A 25,429-nucleotide genomic window follows, 5' to 3' on the forward strand; every position below is an offset into this window, starting at 1 on the left:
TAGATTTTTCTATGTATATTCTTTGAAAAAATAAAGTGGAGGTAATAGCTTTGAATAAACCTGAAATTTTAGCGCCTGTAGGACATTACGAAGGACTGGCAGCTGTTATAAAAGCAGGTGCAGATGCTATATACATGGGTGTAGGAAAGTTAAATCAGAGAGCTTTAAAAAGTGAGTTTGACATAAACGATGTAAAAGAGATAAGAAAGATAACTCAGGACAAAGGTGTAAAACAGTACATAGTTTTAAACTCCATTGTGTTTGAAGATGACCTTCCTTGGGTAAACGAAACCTTAGACCAGCTTAAAGAGATAGGTGTAGATGCTGTTATAGGCTGGGATATGGCTGTAATATCAGGGTCTATAAAGAGAGGTATTACTACTCACTTATCTACAATGGCTTCTGTATCAAACACTCAAGCAGCTAAGTTTTACGAAGAGTTAGGAGTAAAAAGAATAGTCCCTGCAAGAGAAGTAAAATTGCAAGGTTTATTGGAGCTGAAAGAAAAAACTAACCTTGAAATTGAGATTTTTGTTCACGGTGCAATGTGTATGGCCGTCTCTGGAAGATGTTTTTTAAGCCACGATGTATTTGAAACTTCTGGAAACAGAGGAGAGTGTTATCAGGTTTGCAGACATGAGTTTGAAGTAAAAATAACTTCAAAAAATACAGGAACAGACTTTATTCTTGGGTCTGACTATGTACTTTCTGCGAGAGACTTGGTTACTCTTAACTTTGTAGATAAACTTATGTGGGCTGATAGCTGGAAGATAGAAGGTAGAAACAAAAACCCAGATTACGCATACCTTGTAACCTACTCTTACAGAGAGGCAAGGGACAGAATACTAAACGGAGAGTGGAACACAAAAGGTTATCAAGATTTATGGGATTTATTAGAAAGAGCATACCACAGACAGTGGGACAGTGGTTTTTACTTTGGGCAAGGACTATTTGGTCTAAACCAATCTGTAGCAAAAGAGAAAAAAGTGTACGTTGGAGAAATTATAAAGTACTATCCTAAGATAAGCGTTGCAGAAGTAAGAATAGTTAATAATCCAATGAAAGTAGGAGATACGATACATATAATCGGAAAAACAACAGGCGTAGTGAGACAGAAAGTAGAGTCAATGCAAATAGACAGAAAAAATATTGAAATAGCAGAAAGAGGAACTGTAGTAGGATTAAAAACCGTAGAAAGAGTTAGAGAAGGAGACAAAGTTTACTTAATAGTTGAAGTAGAAAACCCAATAGAAGAACACAAGAGAGAAAGTGTAAAAGCTTAATCTATGTACGGTGTTGGCTTACCAAAATAGTATCCTTGCAGGTAGTCAACACCGAGTTTTTTCAAAATTTCATACTCCTCTTTTTTCTCTACCATTTCTGCAAGTACTTTTATATTTTTGTGTTTTGTTATTTTTATGATACTTTCAATTATGACTTGATCATCTATATCTTTATCTATATCACTAATTAGAGAACCATCTAATTTTACAAGATCTATAGGAAAATGTTTTAAATATATAAAGTTGGAATAACCTGCACCAAAATCATCTATTGCAAAATTAAAACCAAGAGTTTTTCCATATCTTATATAATCCTTGAGGGTTGTTAAATCAGATAAAGCTTCCTCTTCTGTTACTTCTAAGAATATGTTTTTAGGTTTAATGTGATAGTAATTTAAAAGTAAAGAAAGATCATCTAAATTGCTTATTTTTTCAAAAAACTCTTTAGACATGTTAAAAAAGATTAAAATATTTTTTTTATTTTTTTCAGAAATGTATCTAATAGCTTTTTCTTGAACTATTTTATCAATTTTTTCTAAAACCTTGTACCTAATTGCTTCCGTAATAAATTTATATGCCGGCAAATATTTTTCTTCTTCCGGAATATATATTCTTGCTAAAACTTCGTAACCAACTACTTCTAAAGTGTCTGACTTTATTATAGGTTGGAAAAATGGAACTATCCTATCTTCTTTTATAGCTGATACTAATATATTTTTTGATTCAAATTCACTTGATATTAAATTTTCTATCTCATCTTTAGTTAAAAATTCAACTCTATTTTTACCTTCTTTTTTTGCTTTGTATAAACCAAGATCTGCTGCTTTTAGTAAAAGTTGAAAATCATAACCGTGTAAATTTGTGTTTGCAATTCCTATACTAACAGTTAGAGAAATTTTTGTGTCGTCATTTATAACAAGTGAAGATTGTTCTATATTTTTTCTTATCTTCTCTGATGCTTTTAATGATCCATCAAGTGATGTCTCAGGCATTATCACCAAAAATTCTTCTCCTCCGTATCTTCCGATTATATCGGTTGATCTTATAGAATTTTTTAAAATATCAACCATATGTAAGAGAACCAGATCCCCGGCATCATGTCCAAAAGAGTCATTAATGATTTTAAAATCATCTATATCTATTAATGCAATAGAAAGAGGTCTATTAAACCTTTTAGCCCTTGAAATCTCCTTTTCTAAATCCATCATTAATTTTCTTCTGTTTGGTATTTTTGTTAAAAAGTCTAAAGTAGCAAGATTATAAATGTTTATTGTATAAACAAAGTTTGATAAAATAACATCCAGATACTGTATATCTTCTTCTTTCAATTTTTCTTTTGAAAATCCTACAAAAATTAAAGAAAGATCATCATCAACCTTCTTTTTTATGTAAAGTATAAATTTATTATTATAAATTTCTAAAAATTTCTCTTCGTTATTTAATTTTTCTATAACTTGGTTTACATCTATTAAAATTTCTTTTTTTTCTGCATTCTCCGAATAAAGAATATCATTTTTTGAAAATTTAGATACTGAAATTAAAACAGAGCCTTCTAAGTTTAGTATTCTATCTATTCTGTTTAAAGTGTAATGTGCAAATTTACTAAAATTATTTGATATTGATATCATTTTTGTTACGGTTTCAAAAATCAATTTAAACTTATGATTAGATTTAACTATATTTTTTCTAAAATCTTCTAATAAAGAAGAAACCCCTGCAAGTTCATCGCTTCCAAAGTGTTGCAGAGAAAACTTAACTTTTTCTAAGCCTTTTTCATTTATTTCTTCTAATTTATATGTTAGAAAAATCAAAGGAAATAGTACAATTCTTCTTACAGCGAAAAAAGATATTAATAAAATGAATACAAAACTTGTAGAAAAAATTATTGAATCTTTAAAAACTTTAACTAAAGTCATTTTTAAAACAGTCTCATTTTTAATACATCCAACAAGATAAAAATCAGCATTATCGTATTTTTTACTGCTACAGATTTCATCAGTTGGAAGGGTTTTTGATATGTAAAAAACAGGATTATAAATAGACACTATTCCTGCTTTTGACATTATTATATCGTAAAGCATTTTCTCGTCTATACCTATTAAGTAATATTTTTCTTTAAACTTAGCAAAATAGTATATAATCCCATTTTCATAATAATATCTAAATGGTTTATTTATTGATTCATCTATCTCATTGAAAATTCTTATTTTAGGGTCTGATTTTACCTCGCTAATTAAGTTATTTCTTAACATTTTCTCTATTTTTTCAGTAAAAATCTCTAATTTTTGTTGGCTTAGGTTTTGCCTTATTGTAGTTGCAAGGTCAATGTGTTTTTTTGTGTCTTCATAGCCTTCTTTAATATGATAGTACGATAAAATTCCGAATGAGATTAATGTAGAAATAGTAAACAAAGTTAAAAACATTAATGTTATTTTAGTAGCAAAAGACCTTACCTTTAAAACATTTTCAACAAAATAATTTATTCTAAAGCAAAATTTACTTTCTTTTAATTTCATTTATTCTTCTTACTCTTTACTCCTATAAAAGTTATACTTTAAATTTTTAAACCAAACTATAGCCTCTTCTTTTGTATCAAATTGCTTTGACTTTAAAGGCTGTGGATAGTTAGTGTAAAAAAGCCAACAGTATTTACCATTTTCTTCTATCAACTTTACCCCTGCCACATTATTTAAAAGTATATACACATTATCGTCAATTTCTTGAAACATTTTAACCTTCCTCTTTCATATTTTTTAACTCCTTTTGTTTCTTCATAAACCATCTTACAGAAGATACAATTAGTATTATTAATGCTATGGTTCCAGCTATGAGTTTTGCTTTTTCCATATCCATATCAAGAATCCTAAACATACTAAACCACATAAACACGTAAGTTAGATACAGACCGTATAGCAGTAAAGCAACCGAAAACGCTTCCCAGATAATTTTTCCTATCATAAAAACACCTCTTTAATTTAATTTATGTGGTATATATTTTATTTCATTTTAAACAAAGAGGTTTTAGTAATGTTATTTTATATTGTGTTTTTTTCTCTATACGCTTATATGTACTTTTACTTTATTTATAAACTAAAAAAAGCTTTCAATGTAAAAGTATTAAAATTTTATCTAATATCTCCACTGTTTATACTTTCTCCGTACTTTTACAGAATGTATGACAAAGCTGGATATGATTTTTATTACTTATCTCTTTTTATCTTAATTTTGATGGGTTTTATAATACTGTTTTTTATCTACTTTGCCTTAATTGATTTTTACCACATCTTAATAAGAATCTTCAATAAGATTTTTGGTATAAATCCTTTACCTTCTATAAGAAATAACATTAGTTTTGTTTTTGTCTTACTTTTAACAATCTCATCTTTAGCATACGGATACTATGAGACACTAAATCCAAAAATTTACAGATTTGTAATTTACTCAAACAAAATTAAAAAAGATATTAAAATTCTTCACATATCAGACCTTCATCTTAACCAAGTTATGAGAGAAGATAAAATAAAACTTGTTTTAGATGTTTACAACAAAGAAAAACCAGATATGGTTATATCTACTGGAGACCTTGTAGATGGTAAGGTTTCTTACAGAAAGTCCTACATAGAACTTCAAAAAAGTATGAATCCACCACTTGGTAAGTATGCCATACTTGGAAATCACGAGTATTATACAGATATAAACGATGCTGTAAAATTCCATATTCTATCTAAATTTCAGCTCCTTAGAAATGAAACTGTATCTATTGATAATGTTAATGTTGCAATTATTGGTGTAGATGATATAGATGGTGTAAGGCTTGGGTACATTGCAGAGTACCCAGAAAAAGACTTGTTTAAAGGATTAGATAAAACAAAGTTTGTAATATTCCTTAAACATCAACCAAAGTTAGATAAAAATTTAATAGGAGAGTTTGATTTAATGCTATCAGGACATACTCACGGAGGAGTTTTATTCCCTGTTAGATACATTTTAAGAAAGATTTTTATAGCTGATTTTGGATTTGTCAATATAGGAGGTAGTTATGTATTCGTAAGTAGAGGTGTTGGAACAGGGGGTCCTCCAATTAGGATAGGTTGCCCACCAGATGTAGCTGTATTTGAGATTAAAAAGCCCCCGAGGTAATATCCCCGGGAGAGGAGGTTAGTATCATGAGAAAATGCAAATATAATTATATATTAATTTTTGAATAGTAGGCAAACATAAAGAAAAAGTTGAATTTAAACAAAAAAATCTTATCTTTATTTATTGAATAAAAATAAAATCTCTGAGGAGGGAAAAGATGGCAACAAAGAAAATTGAAATGGTACAAAGAATATAATTTCATTTAAATTTGAATAACGATTATAAAGAGGGCTTAAAAGCCCTCTTCATCGAAAGAGTAATACTGCTTTTTAGCTTTTACGAATATAAACTCTTTAGCTGCAGGATTGTAAGCTGTAAGCTTACTTCCTAATACACAACCTGTATCTATACCATAGCAAAGATTGTTTATGTAAGGTTCATCGTAAACTACATGACCGTATATAATCTTTGGACTATCTGAGGTTAAACGTCTTTCTTTTGTCCAGTCTAAACGCTCTGGAAAGCCTTTTTCTGTATATCTACCAGTAGTTTGCCCGTATAAAACAAAACTTTTTACTTTTTCATCGGTTCTACCTATATATTCGTCTTTTATACCTGCGTGGCATACAACTACGTTCTTATTTATCAATATGTAAAGTGGTAAATTTTCATAGTAAGATATGACTTCTTGGCGTAATTTTTCTCTTTCTTCTTCTGAAAGTTTTAAAAACTCGTTGATAGTTTTTTGCATACCAAAAGATATTTTTACTTTATTTCCTTTTAAATATCTGTAAAATTTATCAAGATGATTACTTTTGACTTCGTAAAATCTTTTCTCTTTATATAGGTTTATACAGTATTCAAGAGTTTTTAAATTATAATCTCCTCTGTCTATCGTGTCTCCAACAGAAAATATGATTAAATCTTTTCCGTACTTTTTTTCAGCAACGCTAACAAGCTCATAAAACTCATCATAACAACCATGTATATCACCAACCACTATGTATGGTTTATCTATACTTAGATTTAAGTAAAACTCTTTCATTTAAAATACCTATAAAAATGGGTTCTTATTCTTTCTTTTGTTTCTTTTAATCTATTCCAGAATGTTTTTGTGTCTAAATCAAAGGTATCTGCAATTCTACCTGTTATGGTATCGTCTTTTGTAAATTTAGAGGTTGATAAACCTTTTACAAGTCTAAGTCTTGTCTCTATCTCTCTTAAAAAGATGTAATCATCAACAACATCTGGGTCAAAATCTAATAAACCTTCTAATATACCTGTTCTTCTGTCTTTATTTTCAAGGTAAAAAAGTTGAACCATAAACTCTATATCTGCTATTCCACCTTTTCCTAATTTTATATCTAACACATTTTCTGTTTCTTTTGTTATACCTTCTAACTTTAATCTCATATCAAGAACTTCTTCTTTAAAAGACTTATCTACATCTCTACTGAATAAAAACTCTTTTATTAAATCCTCAAACTCGTTTTTTATCTCCTTATCTCCAGCTATAAATCTTGATTTTGTCCACGCTAAGACTTCCCAGACTCTTGCCTCTTTTGAAAAGTACTTTTTGTAAAAATCTACAGTTGGAGACAGCTCTCCAGCTTTTCCATAAGGTCTCAATCTAAGGTCTATCTGATACAGCTGTCCTTCTTTTGTGTACTTTGTTAAATCTTGGACTATTTTTTGAGGGATTTTTGAGTATTTCAACTTTGCATCTTCATCTTTAAAAACAAAAATTAAGTCTAAGTCTGAACCTATATTCATCTCCTTACTTCCAAGTTTTCCAAGTCCAAAAATAGCAAACTCCTTACCTTCGTTTATAGTATAGAGCTGATTTATTATAAAGTCAGCAAGGTTTGTAATTATGTTGTTTAACTTTTTTAATCTTGATACAGGGCTGTTTAATCTTATTCGTGCAAAGTAGTCTAAAGCTCCTAAAACTTCTACAATTTTTTTTAGTTTTTTAAGTCTTTCTACTGGGTCTTCTATTTTAAGTATTTCTAACTCTTTTAAAAAATCTTTTTCGTTTATAAGTGGTTTTCCTGAAGAAAATGCCATATCTATAATCTCTGTATCTTTTGATATTATATTTGTTATGTAGTCTGAGGTTTTTACGATTTGCAGTATAAAATCTATTAGTTTTGACTTGCTTTCTAAAGCAGTTAAAAATATTCTGTAGATATTTCCTTCTATAAAAAGTTTGTTTAAATTAATGATAAATCCTTCTTTGTCAGGAGATTCTTTTATTTCTTTTTCAAGTTTGGGAATATACTCAAAAAGCAAGTTTTTTTCTTTTTCTGATAAAAGTAGATACTCAGGATTGTTAAATATCTCTAAAATAACATTTAACGCCCATTTTCCATCTCTAAATCCAAGCTGTTTTAGATACTCTACAGCTTCTTCTTCGTTTTGTTTTGTCATTATGTAAGTTTGTAAAGGAGTGTAATGTTTTTCTTCTTTTCCTGCTATCTTATCAAATATTGATTTAACGTTTTTTCTGTGATTGTTAAAAACGTTTAAAAACTCTTGAGTATCTGAAAAATCAAACTTGTTAGCATACTCATCTGCATATTTTAAGTTAAAAATCTGAGTTTGAGTGCAGTTTTTAAGCTGTATAACGTGTTCTAAATTCCTTAAAAATATGTAAGCAGTTTCTAATTTATCAGCATCTTCTTCTGGTAAAATTCCATACTCTTTTAGTTTTCTAAGTGCTTTAACAGTCTCTCTTTCCCTTAAATCAGGGTTTTGTCCACCATGTAGAAGCTGAAATATTTGGACTGTAAACTCTATCTCCCTTATTCCACCTTCACATTTTTTTATATCTATTTCATCAGCTTTTTTGGATTTTGCAGATTCTTCTATAAGTTTTTTCATGTTAAAAATCTCATCTATTAAGTCTTTACTAAGACTTTTTCTGTAAACAAAGGGCGTTATGATAGATAAAAACTCTTTTGATACACTTTCATCTCCAGCTGCGTGTCTTGCTTTTATCAACATATGTCTCTCCCAAGTTCTACCTACTGACCAGTAGTAGCTTTCTATAAACGGAATGCTGTAAGCAAGAAGTCCTTTTTTACCTTCAGGGCGAAGGTCTAAATCTACGTTCCAAGCTACACCTTCAAAATTTCTCTTTGTAAGGTAAATATTTACGTCTGTAAAAACTTTAATAAAAAACTCTCTGTTTGATATTCCTTTTTCCGTTTTCCCTTCTTCTGAGTATATATACATTACATCAACGTCAGAATAGTAGTTTAAATCTGTTCCTCCGTGTTTTCCCAGTGCTATTACAGACCCACCTGCAATCTTTCCTATGGCTTCATCTACAGGTTGTCCATATTTTTCTGAATGTTTTTTGTAAGCTCTTCTGTATGCTACTTCAAAGCAAGCATCTGCAAGATAAGAATACTCTTCTGTCAACTTTATAAGGTGATGTTTTTTGTGTATGTCTTTTGCTACTATTCTGCTAAAATGTTTCATTTTAAAACGAGTTAGCTGTGCTATAAAATCTTCATCTTTTTCAATATTCAAAAGTTTAAGAGCTTCCTCTATTAACTTGTCTCTACCAAGTAGTGGCTGATTTAAACTTTCTTCTATGTAAAAAAGTTCTTCAGGATGTCTAAATAAAAAATCTGCTATACAAGAAGAAAAGTAAGATAACTTACTAAGGAGCTGTTTTTGATTTAGATTTAGACTATCTAAAAAATCTTTTTTTAATGTTTCAAATTTAAATAAATTACTCATATTCTAACTCCAAATTGTGATATATAATATTTTATAACTTTTTTGGGGGTTTAACGGTTATATATGGACAGTGATGTTTTAAGGTATAGATTAAAGCTCCTTATCTTAACTGTTATCCTGCTTTCAGTTTTATCATCTTGTGAAAGGAAAAAAGAAAAGGACGTTTACGAAAGACTTCAAGAGAGAGTAGAAGGTATAATAAAAAATACAACTCCTTCTATAGTTACAATATTTACAAAGCCAAAACAAAACCAACAAATTTTATTTAAAGATTTAGAAGACGAGTCTGTAGGTTCTGGATTTGTTTTTAGAAAAACTCAAACACATCTTTATATAGCAACAAATGCTCACGTTATAGAAAAAGCTAATCAAGTCTTTGTAAGATTCTATAACGAAAGAGTTATGAAAGCTGAAGTTATAGGAATTGACAATCCTACAGATATAGCAGTTTTAAAGGTAAAGTTGAACCATCTAAACAAAAACGTAAAACCTCTATACTTTGAAAATATAGAAAACGTAAAACCTGGCATGTTTGTGTTAGCTGCAGGTAGCCCTTACAATTTAGGACATACCTACACATTTGGTATAGTATCAGCATTAGATAGAGAGGTAGGTATATCTGAGATTGAAGGGTACATTCAGACAGATGCTGCAATAAATCCAGGAGACTCTGGAGGACCTCTTTTAAACTTAGATGGAAAAGTGGTAGGTATGAATATAGCAACTGTTCAATCCGGACAGGGACTTGGCTTTGCAATACCTTCTGACGTTGTAAACGATGTTGTAAATCAGCTTATAAAGTATGGTAAAGTTTCAAGAGGATATATAGGGATAACAGTGGCAGATTTATCAGAAGAGTTAAAAGAAAAAATGGATATGGATAATGGTGTTATAGTTTTAAAGGTGAAAAAGAAAAGTCCTGCTGATGATGCTGGAATAAAAGAAGGGGATATAATAACAAAATTTAACGGAAACTTAATAAGAAATTCAAGAGATTTTAGGAAAATGTTTAGAAAAGTTAAACCGGGAGATATGATAGAGCTTGAAGTAATATCAAATAAAAATACAAAAACTATAACAGTTATTGCCCAAGAAAAAAGTTAGCGGTTGACAACCACAGGATAAAAGGTTAACATAAGATAACCTCATAAAGGGGGATATGATGAGAAAATTTAACTATGAAGAAGGTGTTGAATATTACATAAAGTCAATATACAAAATCCCTCTTTTAACCCCGCAGGAAGAGAAGGAAACACTTGAAAAGATTCAATTAGGGGACAAGGAAGCGTTTAAAAAACTTGTTCTTTCAAATTTAAGGTTTGTAATAAACGTAGCCAAAAGATATGCAGGTTATGGCATTCCACTTCAAGACTTAATTTCTGCTGGAAATATAGGTTTAATAGAAGCTGCTAAAAGATTTGACCCTTCAAAAGGTGTTAGGTTTATATCTTACGCTATATGGTGGATAAAACAGTCTATTATAAACACAATAAGCCACGAAGGTGATATAATTAAAAAACCAAGTAAAGTTCAGAATTTATATCAAAAAATCAGTAATGCTTACTTTTATCTAAAAGACTCTCTAAACAGAGAGCCAAGTGTAGAAGAAATCCATTCTTTTCTTTTAAGAGAAGGAATAGAAATAGAGAAGGATACTATTGAAAGTTATCTTTTTTTTAATCAGTACTTTGTTAGTTTAGATGAACCTATTATAAGCTCAGATGAAGACATTTATTTATCAGATACTATCTCAAAATCAGGAACTGAAGAGATAGAGAAAAAATTAGTAGATGAAGATATTTTAAAATCTATAGATGATCTTTTGGAAACACTTTCTCCAAGAGAAAGACAGATAGTGATACACAGGTTTGGTTTGTATGGAAAAGAACCTAAAACATTAAAAGAAGTGGGAGATATAGTCGGCATATCAAGGGAAAGAGTAAGACAGATAGAGATAAGACTTTTAAAGAAACTAAGAAAGTTAGCTACAAAAAAGAAAATAGAAGATTTAATCAGATAAATACATCTTTCATAGCTTTTATAAATTCATCGTTTTCTTCTTTTTTGCCAATAGATACCCTTATACAGTTTTCCATTTTAGGTAGATGGGACATATTTCTTGTAAGAACGCCTCGTTTTATAAGCTCTTGGTGAGTTTTGTTTGCATCTGGAGTTTTCATCAGGAAAAAGTTAGCATCAGAAGGGTAAACCTTAACAGCTGATATTTTTGATATCTCATTCATAACCCTCTCTCTTTCCTGTTTTACAGATGTAATTTGATTTTTCAGCTCTTGCCTTCCTTCTGTTAAGACTATTCTACCTATAACTTGCGTAGGAAAGGTGATGTTAAAAGGAAGTCTTGCCTTATCTATAGCAGAGGCTACTTCTTTTTTTCCTATTAAATAGCCAAGTCTTATGGAAGCAAGTCCAACCTTCGACATAGTCCTTAAAACTACAACATTGTCATATTCTAAAGCCTGTTTTAAAAAGTTTTCTTTATCAGAAAAGTGTATGTAAGCTTCATCTATAACAGTAAAAATACCTTTTTCAATTACTTTCATAATTAAATTTCTGTCAAAGCTGTTTCCCGTTGGATTGTTTGGAGATGCAAAAAATGCGATGTGGGGGTTTTGTTTTAGAGCTTCTTCTATACCTTCTTCTGTAAGTTGAAAATTATCATCTAAGAAGAACTCAGCTTTTGGTCTTCCTACAACATCACTTGAGACTTGATACATAGGAAAGGTAGGAACTGGATACATTACTGGATTTTTTAAATCTCCTATCACTGTTATCAAAAGATGTATAAGCTCGTCTGACCCATTTCCTAAAACAAGGTTTTCAGGGGATACATTTTCTCCTTCTTCAGAAGATATAAAGTCGGAAAGAGCCTCTTTTAACTCTTTTGCGTGAGGGTCAGGATACCTTTGAAAGTTTATTTTTATAATCTCTTCTTTTATTCTTTCTTTTAGTTTATCAGATAAATCAAAAGGGCTTTCGTTTGAAGATAGCTTTACTTTGCAAGGTGTTGTCTCAGTTTTGTATGCTTTTAAATTTTCTAACCTTTTTAAATACATCTTTTACACTCCTGACACCTGTTCTTTTTTAACTCTTGACCTAAGTAGATTTTCAACATCTAATATTAAAGGAGCTGCAACGTATATTGAAGAGTAAGTTCCAAAGATAACTCCTATAAAAATAGCCAAAGCAAAACTGTTTAAAGATTCTCCTCCAAAAAAGTACATTGCTAAAACAGAAAGTATTACTGTTCCTGAAGTTATTATAGTTCTTCCTAAGTTCTCGTTTATACTTCTATTGATAATACTCTCTAAATTTTTCTTTCCTCTTTGTTGTATGTTTTCCCTTATTCTGTCAAAAACTATTATCGTATCATTTAAAGAGTATCCTAAAACTGTCAATATAGCTGCTATGACTGTTAAATCTATCTCTCTACCAAGTAAAGAAAAAATTCCAAGGGTTATTATAGCGTCGTGGAAAAGAGGTATAACACCTGCTATTGCAAATAAAGGTTCATATCTATATCCTACAAAAAGCAGTATTCCAATAAAAACAAATATCATAGAGTAAATTGAAGCTTTTGCCATCTCACTACCAACTAAAGCATCTATAAACTCAATTTTTCTTATTTCGTACTGACCTTTATACTTAGTATCAAGTGCTTTTTTTACACTTTCTACTATAGTAGAAGAGCTTCCTTTCTTTATAGGAACTCTTATCTCGATTTCTTTTTTTTCTGTTCCTACTTCTTGAATTACTGCATCGTCAAGGTTTACATCTTTTAAAAGAGGTCTTACATCAGATATTTTTATAGGTTGGTTAAATTTTATCTGGATAGAGGTTCCACCTGTAAAATCAAGTCCAAGATTAAATCCTTTTGTAAAGAATAAAGTTAAACTCATAACTAACAATAAAAAAGAAAATAGGTAGCCTAACTTTCTAATCTTTAGAAAATCTATGTTTGGAGCTTCAACTAAAAAGTTTCTCATTATTTATCTCCTTATATAGCATATTTAAAGTATTTTCTACCACCGATTGTAAAGTCAAGCATCATCTTAGTTAAAAACACAGCTGTAAAGAGGTTTATAAATGTCCCTAATGATAAAGTTGCGGCAAAACCTTTTAAAGGTGCATTTCCAAACTCTAAAAGGGCAAGAGCTGCTATTATAACTGTAATGTGAGAATCAAAGACAGCTCTAAAACCTCTTTTAAAACCTTCTTCTAATGCAACTCTCAGAGTTTTTCCTTTGTGTAGCTCCTCCTTTATTCTTTCAAAAATTACAACGTTTCCGTCAACTCCCATACCGATGTTTAGAATAATTCCAGCAATACCAGGTAGTGTTAAGGTAATATCAAACAGTAGCATAGTAACCCAAAGTAGCATTAGGTTAAAGATTAAAGCAATTACAGCTATAAAACCTGATAAAGCATATCTGTATATCATAAAAAGACCAACTAGTGTAAATGAAACTATACCTGCCATTAAAGTTTTGTCTATAGACTCTTTTCCTAATGTTGGACCAATAACACTTTCCTCTACTATACTAACAGGTGCTGGTAGGGCTCCTGCTCTTAAAACTACTGCAAGGTCGTTTGCTTCCTCTGTGGTAAATCTTCCAGTTATCTGCCCTGAAGATGTTATTCTTGACCTTATAACAGGAGCTGACATTACTTTACCGTCAAGGACTATGGCAAGTCTTTTACCTATCATCTTTTGAGTTGCTTCTCCAAAAATCTCAGCTCCTTCTGAAGTGAGTTCAAAGTTAACAGCAGGGTTTCCTCCTTGATCTAATGCAGTTCTTGCATCTTTTAACATCGCTCCAGTTATAACAGGCGTCTTTTTAACTAAAAACCACTCTTTCACAGATTGACCGTTAACAATCTCCTCTTGACCTTCAAGAAGCTCTAAGTCTTCTGGAATACCGTTTGGATACTTTTTAAGAAGCTCTTCTTTTGAATATGCAGAGTCTACAACTTCTTTTAGCTCAAGCTGAGCGGTTTTTCCTATTATTGCTTTGGCTCTTTCTAAGTCTATTACTCCTGGTATCTCTACCAATACTCTATCTTTTCCTTTCTGTGCTATGTTAGCAGATAAAGTTCCAAACTGGTCTATTCTGTTTCTTAATGTTTCTACAGCTTGTTTCATTGTTTGAGTTTTTATTCTATTTAGCTCCCAGTCTGTAAATTTAACAGTTAAGGTATCCTCTGAACTTTCAACTGTTAGTTGAGGAAATTCTTTCTTTAGGATTTCTTTTGCTTTATCTATTTTTGTAGGGTCTAAAAGGACGATTTTTAAACTGTCGTTTTCTGATTTTGAACTTAAAAGTTCTATGTTGTTTTCTTTAAATTTTTTTTCTATATCCTTAGCCACATTTAAGTACTGGTCTTTTATCACTTTGTCTATATCTACTTTAAGGGTTATACTTACCCCACCTTGCAGGTCTAAACCAAGTTTAGGCGATTTAGTCATCATAATATAAATAGACCCAGCTAAAACTAAAAAGATTACTAAAAGTTTTATTTTCGCATCAAGTTTCAAACTCAATCTCCTATTTTTTGATAATTTATTATTCTATCATAGATAGAGTTTTACCCGTAAAGTAAACTATAGTCAGGACTATAGACATTATTAAAATATGTTCAAATATTGCTTTATATGGATTTTCAGACCTTTCAATCGCAATTTTAAAACTGTAAATAGAAACTAAAAATATTCCCCAAATTATACTTATTAAAATTGCTATGTTTAAATTAAATAACAAAATTGGTAAGATAAAGCTAACTGTAATTATAAACTTAGATAAAAAAGTAGATAAGGTTGCAATCCAAATATGCTTTGATGATTTTGTTGTATCTGATTCCTCAGATAAATGAATTCCTAAAGCGTCAGATACTGAATCTGCTATTGCTATAGAGAGTATTCCACTTATAACCACAAATTTACTTTCCGTTGTAGCATATAAGCCTATTATCATTCCAAGGGTTGTTATTACTCCAGATGTTAATCCAAAACCAAAACCCTTAAAGATTGCTAACTTCAAAATTATCTCCAAAATGCTATAATACATAATCATAACAAATTTTACGGAGTTGTAATGGAAAACGTTTTTTTTGTTGGCAATTCTATCTTACAAAATTCCCTTACTAAAATAAGGGATAAAAATTTAAAACCATCTTTGGTAAGGAAGCATTTATCAATTATTGGAAAAATTTTACTAATAGAAGCCTTAAAAATTGAAGATATTAAATTAAAACAGGTAGAAACTTGGTTTACAATGGATAATTTTCCCGTTATAAACGAAGATGATTATGTAATAGTTCCAATCTTGAGAGCAGGATTGCCTATGATGGAAGGCTGTTTAGAAATATTAGAAGATGCTAAAGTTGGTTTTCTTGCAATTAAGAGAGATGAAGAAACTTTAGAAAGTAAAGTCTATTACGAAAGACTTCCAGATTTAAAAGATAAAAAAGTTATCATAACAGACCCAATGATAGCAACAGGAGGATCCCTTATAAAAGCCATAGAAATAATAAAGTCCAAAAATCCCAAAAAAATAATTTCTCTTAACGTTATAGCATCAAAAGAAGGAATAAAAAAAGTATCTAAGTTTAAAGATGTTCTTTTTTACATAGGAGCTGTAGACCCTATCCTTAACGATAAAGGTTATATAGTTCCTGGAATAGGAGACGCAGGGGATAGGTGTTTTAATACTTTATGATTATAAACATATTCTAAATTCTTTATATATTTGCAATTTTTTCAAAAAGAATCTATTTTTATACAAAAAATCCTTTTTAGGAGGTATGTATCATGGAACTTTATGTTTTGTTTTTAATTCTTTTTACTTTAGGTATGGTTGCTTACGTTGTCTACTTTGTTAAAAAATCAAAAGAAGAGTTATCTGGAAAAGTTGAAGAAATTTCTTGTAAGATTGATCCACTTGTTCAGAAAATTAGCGGCGAAAAGTATGTATGTAAAGATGATGCTATAGAAATTCAAACAGAGGAAAAGAAATAACTATTATGTCTTTTTACTCTATCATTGAAAGGTTGTTTTATTTGCCTTTCGATGATAGGTTTCTTTTTTAACTTAACTCAATTATGAAAGTATTTAAGTTATCTTGTATTTCTGCCTTTATTTTCCAGCCATACTTTCTACAGATATTTTTTACAATAGAAAGACCTAAACCTAAACCTTCTGTTGTGCCTGAAATGTCCTCTCTGTAAAACTTTTCAAAAATCTTTTTTATGTCTTTAATAGGTTTGCCAGTATTTGATATTGAGATTTTATCTCTTGATACTTTTATTATTATCTGCCCGTTTTTTACATTATATTTGATTGCGTTATCTATTAGGTTTGTAAAGCACACGTCCATATCTATTTTTTTTGCTTTTACTATTAAGTCTTCTTCTTTCTGGATTTGATAAGTTATTTGCTTTTCTTTTATCTTTAGTTCAAATTTTTTAAGAATGTCTTCAATTAAATTAGGCACGTTTATATCTTCTAACTCTTCTGCAGAAATCTCTCTTAAAGCATCAACATTTGAGACTATACTTTTGATGTAATCTAAATTTTTTTCAATTTGTTTTAGATTATTTTCTATGTTCTGGAAATTTTTTTGTTTCATAATGTAAAGATTTGTATTTATTACGGATATAGGCGTTTTCAAGTCATGAGATATAATGCTTAAAGTATTCTCTAAATTGTTTTTTTGCTGTTTTATAGGTTCAAGAAGTCTTCCTGACACAGAAAAGGCTAAAAATCCAGACAGTAAAATAACCGCTATTGAAGATAGTATTATAGAGTTTCTCAGCTTCTTAAGGTCTTCTTTAACCTTGTCTATGTTCTGTCCTATTACTATGTAGTATTCTTTTGATGATTTATGAAAATAACTTATTTGATAAAAACTTCCAATTACTTTGGTTCCTACGGCTGTATCTAAATTTGTTTTGTTAAAGTTGGAAAAATTATAGCTTATTCCATTTAAGTTATTTATACATAACTTTTTTTCTGTCTCAAATATGTACACGCATAAAAACGTTCCTTCTTCTAAGTTTGTCTGTAAAACTTTCTTAAAATCATCGTCTAAACTTGGTAAAATTTCAAAAAGTTTACTTTTTAACTTATCTTCTATCTCAACAAACTTTTGATTTTCATATATTAAGTAGATGGAAAAGGAAAGCATAAAAACGATTATAGATGATATAAGTATAAGAAAAAATGTTATTTTTATTCTTATTTTGTCTACTTCGTCTAATTTGCTAAAAAAATCAATCAATTCTGTAGCCTACTCCAGATATGGTTTTTATTATTTTCTTTTCTGGGTCAATCAGTTTCCTTAGAAGTTTCATATTTGATCTAAGTGTTTCATTTGTTGGTATTTCTGTTATTTCCCAACATTTTCCGTATAGCATTTCGTAAGTTACAACTCTACCTCTGTTTCTTAAAAGTTGTTCTAAAATACAGAAAAGTTTTGGAGTTAAATCAATTTCTTGCCCATTTTTCTTAACTTTTCTTGAAGATAGGTCTATCTCTAAATCATCTATCTTTACTATGTCTGTTTTTTCAGAAAAAGACCTTCTTACTACTGCCTTTATTCTTGCAAGAAGCTCTTCTACTTCAAAAGGTTTTGTTATGTAATCATCAGCTCCCAGTTCTAAGCCTTTTACTTTATCTTTTAGTTGGTCTTTTGCGGTAAGCATTATAACTGGCGTTTTTATGCCCTTTTCTCTTAGGATTTTCAGTAAAGCAAAACCATCAATATCTGGAAGCATAACATCAAGGATTATGACGTCATAGTATGAGTTTTGTAAAAAGTTTAGAGCTTCATCGGCATCAAAAGCTCCATCTACTATATAACTGTTAAGCTCTAAAATCTCTTTTAAAGAGGCGTTTAATCCTATGTTGTCTTCCACTAAAAGAACCTTCATACTTGTTAAACCTCTTTTAAATATTTTTTCTTAATATAAGATAAAGCCATTTCTTTACTTTCAAAATAGTCATTTAAATATTTTACAAAAACATCTTCTAATATTGTTTTAAACTCAGGAGAAGGCTTTAATCCAAGTTTTATAAGCTCCTCTCCTTTTATTAATGGATTTTTTTCTTTTTTTAGTAAGTCTATGATTACCTTAAATTTTTCACTGTCTAAAAATGATGTTAAAGCTGGTAAAAACTCCCTGTTGAAAGACTTTAATGTTTTATATATAGTGTACCTGTCCTGAGATTCTTCTATAGTTTTAAAAGCCGATAAAAATTCATTTAAGTATTTAGCTTCTTTGTCAAAGTGGTACTTTTTCAGCAGATTGTAAGCTATCTCTTCAGGATAGTTTGATAAAAGTGCATAAATGTAGTTAGAAGAAGGGAAATTTATGTTCAGCAGCTCCTTAAAAATTAAAAAGTTGTCTTGAAGTTTAACAAGTATTTTTTCTTTTTCTCTGTCTAAAGTTATTCCAAATAGTTTGTATAGAACTTTGTACTTATCCATTATTTTAAGTATGTCTAAAACTTTTTCTTCTTTAAAAGTAAGGTTTAACTCTAAGTTTATTCTTCCTGTAGGTGCAAAGTTTAGAAGGTCTTTTTCTACTGCGTGTTTTAAAAGATTTTCTGTTTTATTTTCTAACTTAAATCCAAGTCTTCCAGCAAACCTTAAAGCTCTTAAAATTCTTATAGGATCTTCTACAAAACTAAGTGTATGTAGTATCCTAATTCTTTTTTCTTTTATATCTACTAAACCGTTAAAGTAATCTATAAGTTTTCCAAAGTTTGAGTAAGTTATCTCTATTGCCAGTGTATTTATTGTAAAGTCTCTTCTGTAAAGGTCTTGAAAAAGGTCTGCTTTTTCTACCTTTGGGTATGATCCTGGTGAGTCGTACTCTTCTTTTCTTGCTGTTGCAAAGTCAAGTTTTAAACCGCTTGGAAAAACCATATTTCCTGTCATAAACTCTGGATAAACGTGATAAGTTAAGTTATTTTCTTTTGCATATTTTTTTATAAGCTCTACTGCAGAACCTTCCACTATTATATCTATATCTAAATTCTGTTTTCCTAAGACTATATCCCTTACAACGCCCCCTATTATAAAAGACCTATATCCTAACTTTTCTGAAAACTTTCCTATCTCTTTTAGTAAATCCAACACATATTTTGGAAAAAATCTTTTTAATCTCTCTGAGTAATTAACTGTTTTAACTTTTGAAGGTAAGTTAAATAAAGGCTTGTCTTCGTTTAAGCCTGCCAAAGTCTTTATAACATTTTTTTTGTATATAACTCCTTTGTAAAATCCTTTTTCTACAACTGGAAAAATTCCTATATCGTAGTTTGATACAACTTTAAGAAGCTGTAGAAAAGTTATGCTGGGACTTACAGTTATAAGCTCTTGTGCAAATGTAATTGCTTTTTCATTTTTTAAGCCGTGTTTTATAGCGTTGTTTACCGTCTTGTCTGTAAGGATTCCTGCATACTTTCCTGACTGTAAAACAACTACATACTTGAACCTATTTATAATTGACTTTACTTGGCTTAAACTTAAATCTGATTCTACAACAGGAAGGTCGTTTTTTATAAATTGGGATACTGGTTTGTCTTTACCTGTGATTAAGTACGTTAAAAAGTTTTTTATCTCGCCATAGTCAAAGCCTACAAGAGTGGTAGAAGCTGCAAAAGGATGTCCTCCCCCGTCAAGTTGAAACATTATTTTATTCACGTCTATATCTTTATCTTTTGACCTTGCTATGATGGTTTTTTTTGATTTTTGATTTACTACTAAAAAGTATGCATCAGCTTCTTCAAAAGGTCTTACGTACTTTAAAATCCAAGCAGTATCTTTGTTATACTTTTTAACAAGGTAGGATATTAAAACCTTTTTATTCTCCACAGGTAGGGCTTCAACATTTTTTATAATCTCTCTCAGTGCTTCTGTATCTTCTAACTCAAAAGTATCAGAAACAATGTATTTTAACTTAATTAAATCCAGTCCAACATTTAAAAGGTAACTGTAAGCCTTTAAATCTTTATTGGTAGTTCCTAAAAATTTAAATCCTCCAGTATCTTCGTATATTCCTAAAGCTAAGATTGTAGCATCTTCTTTGTCTATTTTTATCTTTTGCTTTTTTAACTTTTTTACGATAACAGAGGATAAAGAGCCAGTTTTGTAAAGATGGATTTTAACATTTTTTCTTTTTAAGTTTTTATTTGGGTGGTGGTCAAAGATTTCTATTGGAATGTCTAAATCTGGGATATTTTGACTGTCAACTATAAAAGCTTTATTTACTTTTGAAAAATCTACATCTTGTTTTTTTAAAACTTTATTTTTAACCTTTTCTTGAAAAATATCTAAAGTTTTTCTTACTTTATAATCATAACTGTTTGGAAGAAGTATGTAAGTATCTGGGGAAAGTAGCGTCAAACCGTAAGCAGATGAAAAAGCGTCTAAGTCTGACCCTTCATCTAAAATTACAACTTGCAAATTAATCTCCTAAGGTATATAATATTTATCTATTCAATGCCCAGGTGGCGAAACTGGCAGACGCGCTGTCTTGAGGGGACAGTGCCCGCAAGGGCGTGTGGGTTCAAATCCCACCCTGGGCATTTTCAAACTCACTCTCCAGCTACTGTTAACCCTTCAACAACTACAGAAGGACTTCCTACATTACCGTAAAATTTCAAATCATTTCCTACAAGGACAGCATTTTTAAGTATATCTAAAAAGTTTCCTGCTATTGTTATACCTCTTACAGATTTTAAAACTTCTCCTTTGTGGTATACAATGCCAGAAGCTCCCAAAGAAAACTCTCCTGATATTGGGTCAGCTGTGTGTAATCCCATAAGGTCTATTATGTATAAAACTTCATCAGCTTGGTTTAAAAATTCTGTTATACTGTCTTGCCCTGCTTCTATGTAAAAGTTTGTAATATCAACACTTGGAAGTGTTCTAAAATCTTTTCTTACAGCGTTTCCTGTAGAAGATTGTCCTGTTTTTTTAGCTGTGTATAGATTGTGTAAAAATCCTTTAAATACACCATTTTCAACTAAAACATTTTTTCTTTTTACTACACCTTCTCCATCGTAAGAAGATGAGTATAAACCTTTTGGATATCTTCCGTTGTCAACTATACTTATTTTTTGGCTGGCGATTTTTTCGTCTATTTTATCTTTAAATAGTGTTTTTCCTTTTATCAGTGCATCACCTGTAAAGGCGTAAGAGAAAGTAGATAACAGCTCTGTCATTGCGTGAGGTGCAAGTAAAATAGTCATTTTTTTCGTTGGAATAGTAGTTGCATTTAGTAAAGAAGTTGAATGGAATACAGCTTCTGAGGCTATCTCTTCTAAGTTTAAATCTCCTAAAAATCTTGTAGAGTTATAACTCCAAGCTATCTGTGAATCTCCGTTGTCTACCGCAACAGCTGAAACCATAGCGGTGTAGTAAGTTCCTTTTTCCTCTATTTTTATACCATTGGAGTTGATTAAAGTTTTGTAAACGATGTTTTCTATAAATGTGGAGCTTCTTACTGCCTTTATTCTTTTATCTTTTAGCTTTACTAACTTTTCCAATTCTATTGCCTTTTCTACCTTTTCTTCAAAAGGCAGGTTTACCGCTAATGTATCAAAATACTCTACTTTTTCTGTCTCTTGGAGTTTGTCAAGTAGATAGTTTCCTTCATCAGAAGATGTGATTTGAGACAGCTGTTTTGCTGATTCTATCGCTTCTTCTATAGCTTGGTCTTTAAATGAGGTAGAGTAGGCAAAACCTTGAGAGCCTCCATTTAAAACTCTGATACTAAAACCGCTGTCTTCTGCAGAAGATACTTTTTCTAACTTAAAGTCGTTTGACTCTGCTTTTAACTTTTTATTTTTTAAGTAAAAAATCTCCCACTGATAACCTTTTAACTTCTTTTCTGCTATATCTACAACTTTTTCAATCATACTTTTACCTCATCTTTTGTTTTAACTCTTTTGGAATTTTTATAACTCTTCTTGAATCTCTGTCTATACAGCAGTGTTTTGTCTGACCTTTTGCACATAGTGTATCGTTTACATAAACTTGATAATCAAACTTAAAAAAGTAATTGTCAGAATCTGATAATGAAAACTTTATATTGATAATATCTCCAAATTTAACAGGTTTTAAATACTCTACATTTAAAGACAGTAAGACAACATCTACGTTTAACTCTTCTCTAAGTTTTGGATAAGGAAATCCTATCTGGTCTAAATAATAGCCACGTGCTTCTTCAAAGTATCGGGGGTAGTTTGAGTGGTGAACTACCCCTTGAGCATCAGTTTCATAAAAGTTAATCTTACGAATATAATTAAATATCATTCCTCAAAAAACTCTTCTTCTCCTAAAAGGACTTCTGCGGTTCTTTTACAACCTTCTATAAATCCAAGAGTAAGGTCATCAAGTTGGATAGTCATACTTGGAACTTGGTCGTAGTTTTTGTTTTCAAAATCTTTTTCAGAAATAAATGCTATAGAAAAAGAGGATTTGTCTATTATAGAATCCCAAGACTCTCCATAAGGAAGAGTAAAGAATATCTCACTGTCTCCTATGTAAACTGTCATTAAGATGTATAACTCTTCATCTTCTTCGTCGTAATCAACGTCAACGTCTAACTCTACATTTTCACTTTGACTTTCAACAAGAGAGAGAAGGTGTTTGTCTGGTTCTACAAGTACAACAATTTCTCCTTCTTCTGTTTCTAAAATCTCATAAGGGTGATAGATGTTCTCCATTTCTAAACTCCTTTATTAAATTAGTTTTTTTGCCTCGTTTATTAATTTTTCTGTTGTTTTTAATGAAGGTGTTTCTGCGTATATTCTTAAAACAGGCTCAGTTCCAGAAGCTCTAAGTAGTAGCCAGCTGTCATCTTCAAAAATCAGTTTTACTCCATCGGTTGTATCTTTTTCTTTCACTCTTAGTCCTGCAAACTCTTTTACATCTTTTTCTTTGAAAGATTTTACTAAATCTAAGCCTTGGCTACCTTCTACTTTTAAGTCTTCTCTTTTGTAGTGTGCTTCTCCAAACTCTTTAAAAAGGTCTTTTATAATTTCGTTTAATGGTTTTCCATACAGCATTAACATCTCTAACATAAGCATTCCTGAGAGTACACCGTCTCTTTCTGGTATGTGAAATCCAAATCCGTATCCTCCTGATTCTTCTCCACCAAAAGCAACGGTTTCTTTTAACATAATATCAGCTACGTATTTGAATCCTACAGGAGTTTTGTGTATTTTTAAACCTTCTTTTTGAGCTATTCTGTCTGCTAAATAGGTGGTTGATACTGTTTTTACTATGCTACCTTTAAACTTTCTGTTCCTAACAGTATGTAAAAGTAAAAGAGCGTATAAAATCTGGGTGCTTACAAACTCTCCCGTTTCTGATACTATTCCTACCCTGTCAGAGTCTCCGTCGTTTGCTATTCCTAAGTCTGATTCTAAGGCTATGACTTTTGCTTTTAGTAAAGATAGGTTTTTATCTATAGGCTCTGGATGGTGTCCTCCAAAGTATGGGTCTTTAAAGTGGTTTATCTGGATAACATCTATAAAAGTATCTTCTAATAGTCTGTTGTATAAACCTATTGAAGTTGCAAACATTGGGTCGTGGATTACTTTTAACTCTTTTTGTTTGAATATAGAATAATCAAAGTAAGACTTTATTTTTTGTAGATAGTGGCTTGTAAGGTCTAAAAATTGAAAGTCTTTCTTTCCATTTAAAACAGCTGATTTTCCAAACCTGCTTTCAACGTCTTTTATTATATCTACAGTAGCAGGTCCTCCGTAGCTTCCTTTTATTTTATATCCGTTGTATTTATAACCGTTGTGGGAAGCTGTAATCATAACTCCTTCGTCAGCTTCCAGAGATTTTACAGCGTAAGACAAGGCTGGCGTTGTGCAATTTCCTTTTGATACAAACACTTCAAAACCGTTTGAAGAAAAAACTTCAGCAACGGATAAAGCAAAATCTTCAGACATAAATCTTGTATCATAACCTATAACTACTTTTTTTCCACCCCTTTCTTTTAGAGAGTCTGCTTGAGCTTGAGCGATTTTTTCTACTATATCAAAAGTGTAATCCTGTCCTATTATAGCTCTATAACCGTCAGTTCCAAACTTTATCATATTACTCCCTCTAAATTGTCTTTTTCTTTTGTTTTACAGAGTAGTATACATCATTAAGCAGTAGTTTTACAAGCTCAGCATAATCCTTTGCAAAGGTGTCAACTTCTTTATTTTCTATCATTACTCTCCACAAGTATGGATTGTTTCCAACTACTGCTGTTCCGTCTGGCAATGGAGATATGCTTAGGTTTACTATTACCAGAGGCACAACTGAAGGAGATAAAGTTTTAGCTTTTTCTATAAACTCTTTTGAGTATATTTGGACTAAGAAGTAATTTTCTTCTACTACGATTTCTCTAAACTCAAATTTATTTTTTTGACAAACATTCTTTAGCTCGTTAAAGTACTCTTGGGGAGTTATCTTAGGGTAGGCATACTCAATTAGAGCTTCCTGTCTTACTTTTCCAACTGAGAGCTGATAAACAAAAAGAAAGATAAAGATTAGAGTTGCAACTACTCCAAATCCAGTAAGGATTATAAAAGGGTAGTTAAGTGTTTTTTTTGTCTGGGTTTCCATTTTGTTCTTCCGTTTGTTTTTGTTTTTGCTTTTCTTCGTTATAGCTTGCCTTTATAGACAGACCCCAAAGCAAACCTACAATAATAACCATCCAAGTGAAAAAGATAATACCTGCAAGCTCAAACCAGCTACTTTCTGTTTCCATTTTATTACACCAGATAGATTAATAATCTCTTATTTTATCATATTATAAAAAACTTTTTGATATAATTTTGCATTAATTTACAACAGGTTGGAAAATGAAAATTATAAACGACTATCTAAAAAAATTACAAAATAAGTTAGATACTGGATTATCTACAGAGCATACTTTTAGAGAGGATTTTTCTAATCTTTTGCAAAGTTTAATTAAAGACAGCTCCATAACTATTATAAACCCACCCAAAAATACATAAAAGACAGATATGGCAGAACTTTATCATTAGAAGAATTTACCCATTACAATAAAATAATAAACGCACTTGTTAAAACAATAGAGATAATGGAAGAGATAGATTTAAGCTTAAGTTGAAGTAATATTCTCTTCCGTTGTTTTTACTTCTTTTCTTTTTAAACGGTGTTTTAAATTTATAACTTTTCTCTTTTTTAAATACATATTTTGTAATATAGTAAGTTAAAGCTAAGACAGCAAGTAGAACAGAGACTCCTATGTAATCTAAAAAC

At 30.6% G+C, this 25,429-nt stretch carries 25 protein-coding genes and 1 tRNA gene; 8 read left to right on the forward strand and 18 right to left on the reverse strand.

Annotated elements, in window-relative coordinates:
• The first annotated feature begins 50 nt into the window (after window positions 1–50).
• Window positions 51–1,283 (forward strand): peptidase U32 family protein, encoded by a 1,233-nt coding sequence (locus tag Q385_RS0105525; protein WP_028950713.1) that lies wholly within the window; start codon window positions 51–53, stop codon window positions 1,281–1,283.
• Here the strand turns inward: Q385_RS0105525 and Q385_RS09135 are convergent.
• Genes Q385_RS09135 through Q385_RS0105540 form a run of 3 tightly spaced genes read right to left on the reverse strand, consistent with a single transcriptional unit; the run spans window position 1,280 to window position 4,241 of the window.
• Window positions 1,280–3,799 (reverse strand): putative bifunctional diguanylate cyclase/phosphodiesterase, encoded by a 2,520-nt coding sequence (locus Q385_RS09135; RefSeq protein WP_051524402.1) that lies wholly within the window; start codon window positions 3,797–3,799, stop codon window positions 1,280–1,282. The two genes, Q385_RS0105525 and Q385_RS09135, sit on opposite strands and share 4 nt — an antisense overlap.
• Window positions 3,800–3,808: 9 nt before the next feature.
• The gene (locus tag Q385_RS0105535; RefSeq protein ID WP_028950714.1) at window positions 3,809–4,012 is read right to left on the reverse strand and encodes a hypothetical protein; all 204 of its coding nucleotides are present in this window, start codon (window positions 4,010–4,012) and stop codon (window positions 3,809–3,811) included.
• 1 nt (window position 4,013) lies between these two features.
• Window positions 4,014–4,241, reverse strand: coding sequence for a hypothetical protein (locus Q385_RS0105540; protein WP_028950715.1), 228 nt, complete (start codon window positions 4,239–4,241; stop codon window positions 4,014–4,016).
• A gap of 69 nt (window positions 4,242–4,310) precedes the next feature.
• Here Q385_RS0105540 and Q385_RS0105545 point away from each other — a divergent pair, with 69 nt between their 5' ends.
• Window positions 4,311–5,423, forward strand: a complete 1,113-nt coding sequence (locus Q385_RS0105545; RefSeq protein WP_028950716.1) for a metallophosphoesterase — start codon at window positions 4,311–4,313, stop codon at window positions 5,421–5,423.
• A 232-nt stretch (window positions 5,424–5,655) separates the two neighbouring features.
• Here Q385_RS0105545 and Q385_RS0105550 read toward each other — a convergent pair whose 3' ends face one another.
• Together Q385_RS0105550 and glnE are read right to left on the reverse strand one after the other, a co-directional pair.
• The gene (locus Q385_RS0105550) at window positions 5,656–6,408 is read right to left on the reverse strand and encodes a metallophosphoesterase (RefSeq protein WP_028950717.1); all 753 of its coding nucleotides are present in this window, start codon (window positions 6,406–6,408) and stop codon (window positions 5,656–5,658) included.
• The gene (gene glnE / locus Q385_RS0105555; protein WP_028950718.1) at window positions 6,405–9,113 is read right to left on the reverse strand and encodes a bifunctional [glutamate--ammonia ligase]-adenylyl-L-tyrosine phosphorylase/[glutamate--ammonia-ligase] adenylyltransferase; all 2,709 of its coding nucleotides are present in this window, start codon (window positions 9,111–9,113) and stop codon (window positions 6,405–6,407) included. Before glnE ends, Q385_RS0105550 begins: the two co-directional genes overlap by 4 nt.
• A 63-nt stretch (window positions 9,114–9,176) precedes the next feature.
• Here glnE and Q385_RS0105560 point away from each other — a divergent pair, with 63 nt between their 5' ends.
• Window positions 9,177–10,217 (forward strand): S1C family serine protease, encoded by a 1,041-nt coding sequence (locus tag Q385_RS0105560; protein ID WP_028950719.1) that lies wholly within the window; start codon window positions 9,177–9,179, stop codon window positions 10,215–10,217.
• A gap of 58 nt (window positions 10,218–10,275) precedes the next feature.
• A complete protein-coding gene (locus tag Q385_RS0105565; RefSeq protein WP_028950720.1) occupies window positions 10,276–11,133 on the forward strand; it encodes a sigma-70 family RNA polymerase sigma factor in 858 nt (285 codons plus the stop codon).
• Here Q385_RS0105565 and hisC read toward each other — a convergent pair.
• The 4 genes from hisC to Q385_RS0105585 are packed head-to-tail and all read right to left on the reverse strand — an operon-like array spanning window position 11,126 to window position 15,169.
• Window positions 11,126–12,187, reverse strand: a complete 1,062-nt coding sequence (hisC, locus tag Q385_RS0105570; protein ID WP_028950721.1) for a histidinol-phosphate transaminase — start codon at window positions 12,185–12,187, stop codon at window positions 11,126–11,128. The genes Q385_RS0105565 and hisC overlap by 8 nt on opposite strands.
• Before the next feature lie 3 nt (window positions 12,188–12,190).
• Window positions 12,191–13,117, reverse strand: coding sequence for a protein translocase subunit SecF (gene secF / locus Q385_RS0105575; protein ID WP_028950722.1), 927 nt, complete (start codon window positions 13,115–13,117; stop codon window positions 12,191–12,193).
• A gap of 11 nt (window positions 13,118–13,128) precedes the next feature.
• Window positions 13,129–14,667 (reverse strand): protein translocase subunit SecD, encoded by a 1,539-nt coding sequence (gene secD / locus Q385_RS0105580; RefSeq protein ID WP_028950723.1) that lies wholly within the window; start codon window positions 14,665–14,667, stop codon window positions 13,129–13,131.
• A gap of 28 nt (window positions 14,668–14,695) precedes the next feature.
• Window positions 14,696–15,169, reverse strand: coding sequence for a VIT1/CCC1 transporter family protein (locus Q385_RS0105585; RefSeq protein WP_028950724.1), 474 nt, complete (start codon window positions 15,167–15,169; stop codon window positions 14,696–14,698).
• Window positions 15,170–15,223: 54 nt separating this feature from the next.
• Here Q385_RS0105585 and upp point away from each other — a divergent pair, with 54 nt between their 5' ends.
• Window positions 15,224–15,847, forward strand: a complete 624-nt coding sequence (upp, locus tag Q385_RS0105590; RefSeq protein WP_028950725.1) for a uracil phosphoribosyltransferase — start codon at window positions 15,224–15,226, stop codon at window positions 15,845–15,847.
• 92 nt (window positions 15,848–15,939) lie between these two features.
• The gene (locus Q385_RS0105595; protein WP_028950726.1) at window positions 15,940–16,146 is read left to right on the forward strand and encodes a DUF3149 domain-containing protein; all 207 of its coding nucleotides are present in this window, start codon (window positions 15,940–15,942) and stop codon (window positions 16,144–16,146) included.
• A gap of 67 nt (window positions 16,147–16,213) precedes the next feature.
• Here the strand turns inward: Q385_RS0105595 and Q385_RS0105600 are convergent, their stop codons facing one another.
• The 3 genes from Q385_RS0105600 to Q385_RS0105610 are packed head-to-tail and all read right to left on the reverse strand — an operon-like array spanning window position 16,214 to window position 20,596.
• Complete coding sequence (locus tag Q385_RS0105600) at window positions 16,214–17,407, reverse strand: sensor histidine kinase (RefSeq protein WP_028950727.1); 1,194 nt, start codon at window positions 17,405–17,407, stop codon at window positions 16,214–16,216.
• Complete coding sequence (locus Q385_RS0105605; protein WP_028950728.1) at window positions 17,400–18,059, reverse strand: response regulator transcription factor; 660 nt, start codon at window positions 18,057–18,059, stop codon at window positions 17,400–17,402. The genes Q385_RS0105600 and Q385_RS0105605 overlap by 8 nt, the downstream gene beginning before the upstream one ends.
• A 5-nt stretch (window positions 18,060–18,064) precedes the next feature.
• Window positions 18,065–20,596, reverse strand: a complete 2,532-nt coding sequence (locus Q385_RS0105610; RefSeq protein WP_028950729.1) for a CBS domain-containing protein — start codon at window positions 20,594–20,596, stop codon at window positions 18,065–18,067.
• Window positions 20,597–20,634: 38 nt separating this feature from the next.
• Here Q385_RS0105610 and Q385_RS0105615 point away from each other — a divergent pair.
• Window positions 20,635–20,718: transfer RNA gene (locus Q385_RS0105615), tRNA-Leu, on the forward strand.
• Between the two features lie 9 nt (window positions 20,719–20,727).
• Here Q385_RS0105615 and Q385_RS0105620 read toward each other — a convergent pair.
• The 6 genes from Q385_RS0105620 to Q385_RS09405 are packed head-to-tail and all read right to left on the reverse strand — an operon-like array spanning window position 20,728 to window position 24,911.
• Complete coding sequence (locus tag Q385_RS0105620) at window positions 20,728–22,053, reverse strand: TldD/PmbA family protein (protein ID WP_051524403.1); 1,326 nt, start codon at window positions 22,051–22,053, stop codon at window positions 20,728–20,730.
• 4 nt (window positions 22,054–22,057) lie between these two features.
• On the reverse strand, window positions 22,058–22,450 hold the full coding sequence (locus Q385_RS0105625; RefSeq protein WP_028950731.1) for an acyl-CoA thioesterase: 393 nt from the start codon (window positions 22,448–22,450) through the stop codon (window positions 22,058–22,060).
• Window positions 22,447–22,863, reverse strand: a complete 417-nt coding sequence (locus Q385_RS0105630; protein WP_028950732.1) for a hypothetical protein — start codon at window positions 22,861–22,863, stop codon at window positions 22,447–22,449. The genes Q385_RS0105625 and Q385_RS0105630 overlap by 4 nt, the downstream gene beginning before the upstream one ends.
• Window positions 22,864–22,878: 15 nt before the next feature.
• The gene (locus Q385_RS0105635; protein WP_028950733.1) at window positions 22,879–24,249 is read right to left on the reverse strand and encodes a phosphoglucomutase/phosphomannomutase family protein; all 1,371 of its coding nucleotides are present in this window, start codon (window positions 24,247–24,249) and stop codon (window positions 22,879–22,881) included.
• Window positions 24,250–24,259: 10 nt separating this feature from the next.
• Window positions 24,260–24,766 (reverse strand): hypothetical protein, encoded by a 507-nt coding sequence (locus Q385_RS0105640; RefSeq protein ID WP_028950734.1) that lies wholly within the window; start codon window positions 24,764–24,766, stop codon window positions 24,260–24,262.
• Entirely contained in the window at window positions 24,738–24,911 is a 174-nt protein-coding gene (locus Q385_RS09405; protein ID WP_169733170.1) for a hypothetical protein, read from the reverse strand. The genes Q385_RS0105640 and Q385_RS09405 overlap by 29 nt, the downstream gene beginning before the upstream one ends.
• A 94-nt stretch (window positions 24,912–25,005) precedes the next feature.
• Between Q385_RS09405 and Q385_RS09335 the strand changes: the two genes are divergently transcribed.
• Window positions 25,006–25,161: a hypothetical protein gene (locus tag Q385_RS09335; RefSeq protein WP_156925205.1), complete on the forward strand. Its 156-nt coding sequence runs from the start codon at window positions 25,006–25,008 to the stop codon at window positions 25,159–25,161.
• Window positions 25,162–25,429: the final 268 nt, after the last annotated feature.

It is taken from the genome of Sulfurihydrogenibium subterraneum DSM 15120, from assembly GCF_000619805.1.
GTDB lineage: Bacteria > Aquificota > Aquificia > Aquificales > Hydrogenothermaceae > Sulfurihydrogenibium > Sulfurihydrogenibium subterraneum.

Coding starts and splice junctions, on each gene's coding strand:
- Q385_RS0105620 (WP_051524403.1), bottom strand. CDS start 22,053: ATGATTGAAAAAGTTGTAGATATAGCAGAAAAGAAGTTAAAAGGTTAT.
- upp (WP_028950725.1), top strand. CDS start 15,224: ATGGAAAACGTTTTTTTTGTTGGCAATTCTATCTTACAAAATTCCCTT.
- Q385_RS0105630 (WP_028950732.1), bottom strand. CDS start 22,863: ATGGAGAACATCTATCACCCTTATGAGATTTTAGAAACAGAAGAAGGA.
- Q385_RS0105560 (WP_028950719.1), top strand. CDS start 9,177: ATGGACAGTGATGTTTTAAGGTATAGATTAAAGCTCCTTATCTTAACT.
- Q385_RS0105545 (WP_028950716.1), top strand. CDS start 4,311: ATGTTATTTTATATTGTGTTTTTTTCTCTATACGCTTATATGTACTTT.
- Q385_RS0105595 (WP_028950726.1), top strand. CDS start 15,940: ATGGAACTTTATGTTTTGTTTTTAATTCTTTTTACTTTAGGTATGGTT.
- Q385_RS0105625 (WP_028950731.1), bottom strand. CDS start 22,450: ATGATATTTAATTATATTCGTAAGATTAACTTTTATGAAACTGATGCT.
- Q385_RS0105535 (WP_028950714.1), bottom strand. CDS start 4,012: ATGTTTCAAGAAATTGACGATAATGTGTATATACTTTTAAATAATGTG.
- Q385_RS09405 (WP_169733170.1), bottom strand. CDS start 24,911: ATGGAAACAGAAAGTAGCTGGTTTGAGCTTGCAGGTATTATCTTTTTC.
- hisC (WP_028950721.1), bottom strand. CDS start 12,187: ATGTATTTAAAAAGGTTAGAAAATTTAAAAGCATACAAAACTGAGACA.
- Q385_RS0105550 (WP_028950717.1), bottom strand. CDS start 6,408: ATGAAAGAGTTTTACTTAAATCTAAGTATAGATAAACCATACATAGTG.
- Q385_RS0105640 (WP_028950734.1), bottom strand. CDS start 24,766: ATGGAAACCCAGACAAAAAAAACACTTAACTACCCTTTTATAATCCTT.
- Q385_RS0105635 (WP_028950733.1), bottom strand. CDS start 24,249: ATGATAAAGTTTGGAACTGACGGTTATAGAGCTATAATAGGACAGGAT.
- secF (WP_028950722.1), bottom strand. CDS start 13,117: ATGAGAAACTTTTTAGTTGAAGCTCCAAACATAGATTTTCTAAAGATT.
- Q385_RS0105565 (WP_028950720.1), top strand. CDS start 10,276: ATGAGAAAATTTAACTATGAAGAAGGTGTTGAATATTACATAAAGTCA.
- Q385_RS09335 (WP_156925205.1), top strand. CDS start 25,006: ATGAAAATTATAAACGACTATCTAAAAAAATTACAAAATAAGTTAGAT.
- Q385_RS09135 (WP_051524402.1), bottom strand. CDS start 3,799: ATGAAATTAAAAGAAAGTAAATTTTGCTTTAGAATAAATTATTTTGTT.
- glnE (WP_028950718.1), bottom strand. CDS start 9,113: ATGAGTAATTTATTTAAATTTGAAACATTAAAAAAAGATTTTTTAGAT.
- Q385_RS0105605 (WP_028950728.1), bottom strand. CDS start 18,059: ATGAAGGTTCTTTTAGTGGAAGACAACATAGGATTAAACGCCTCTTTA.
- Q385_RS0105540 (WP_028950715.1), bottom strand. CDS start 4,241: ATGATAGGAAAAATTATCTGGGAAGCGTTTTCGGTTGCTTTACTGCTA.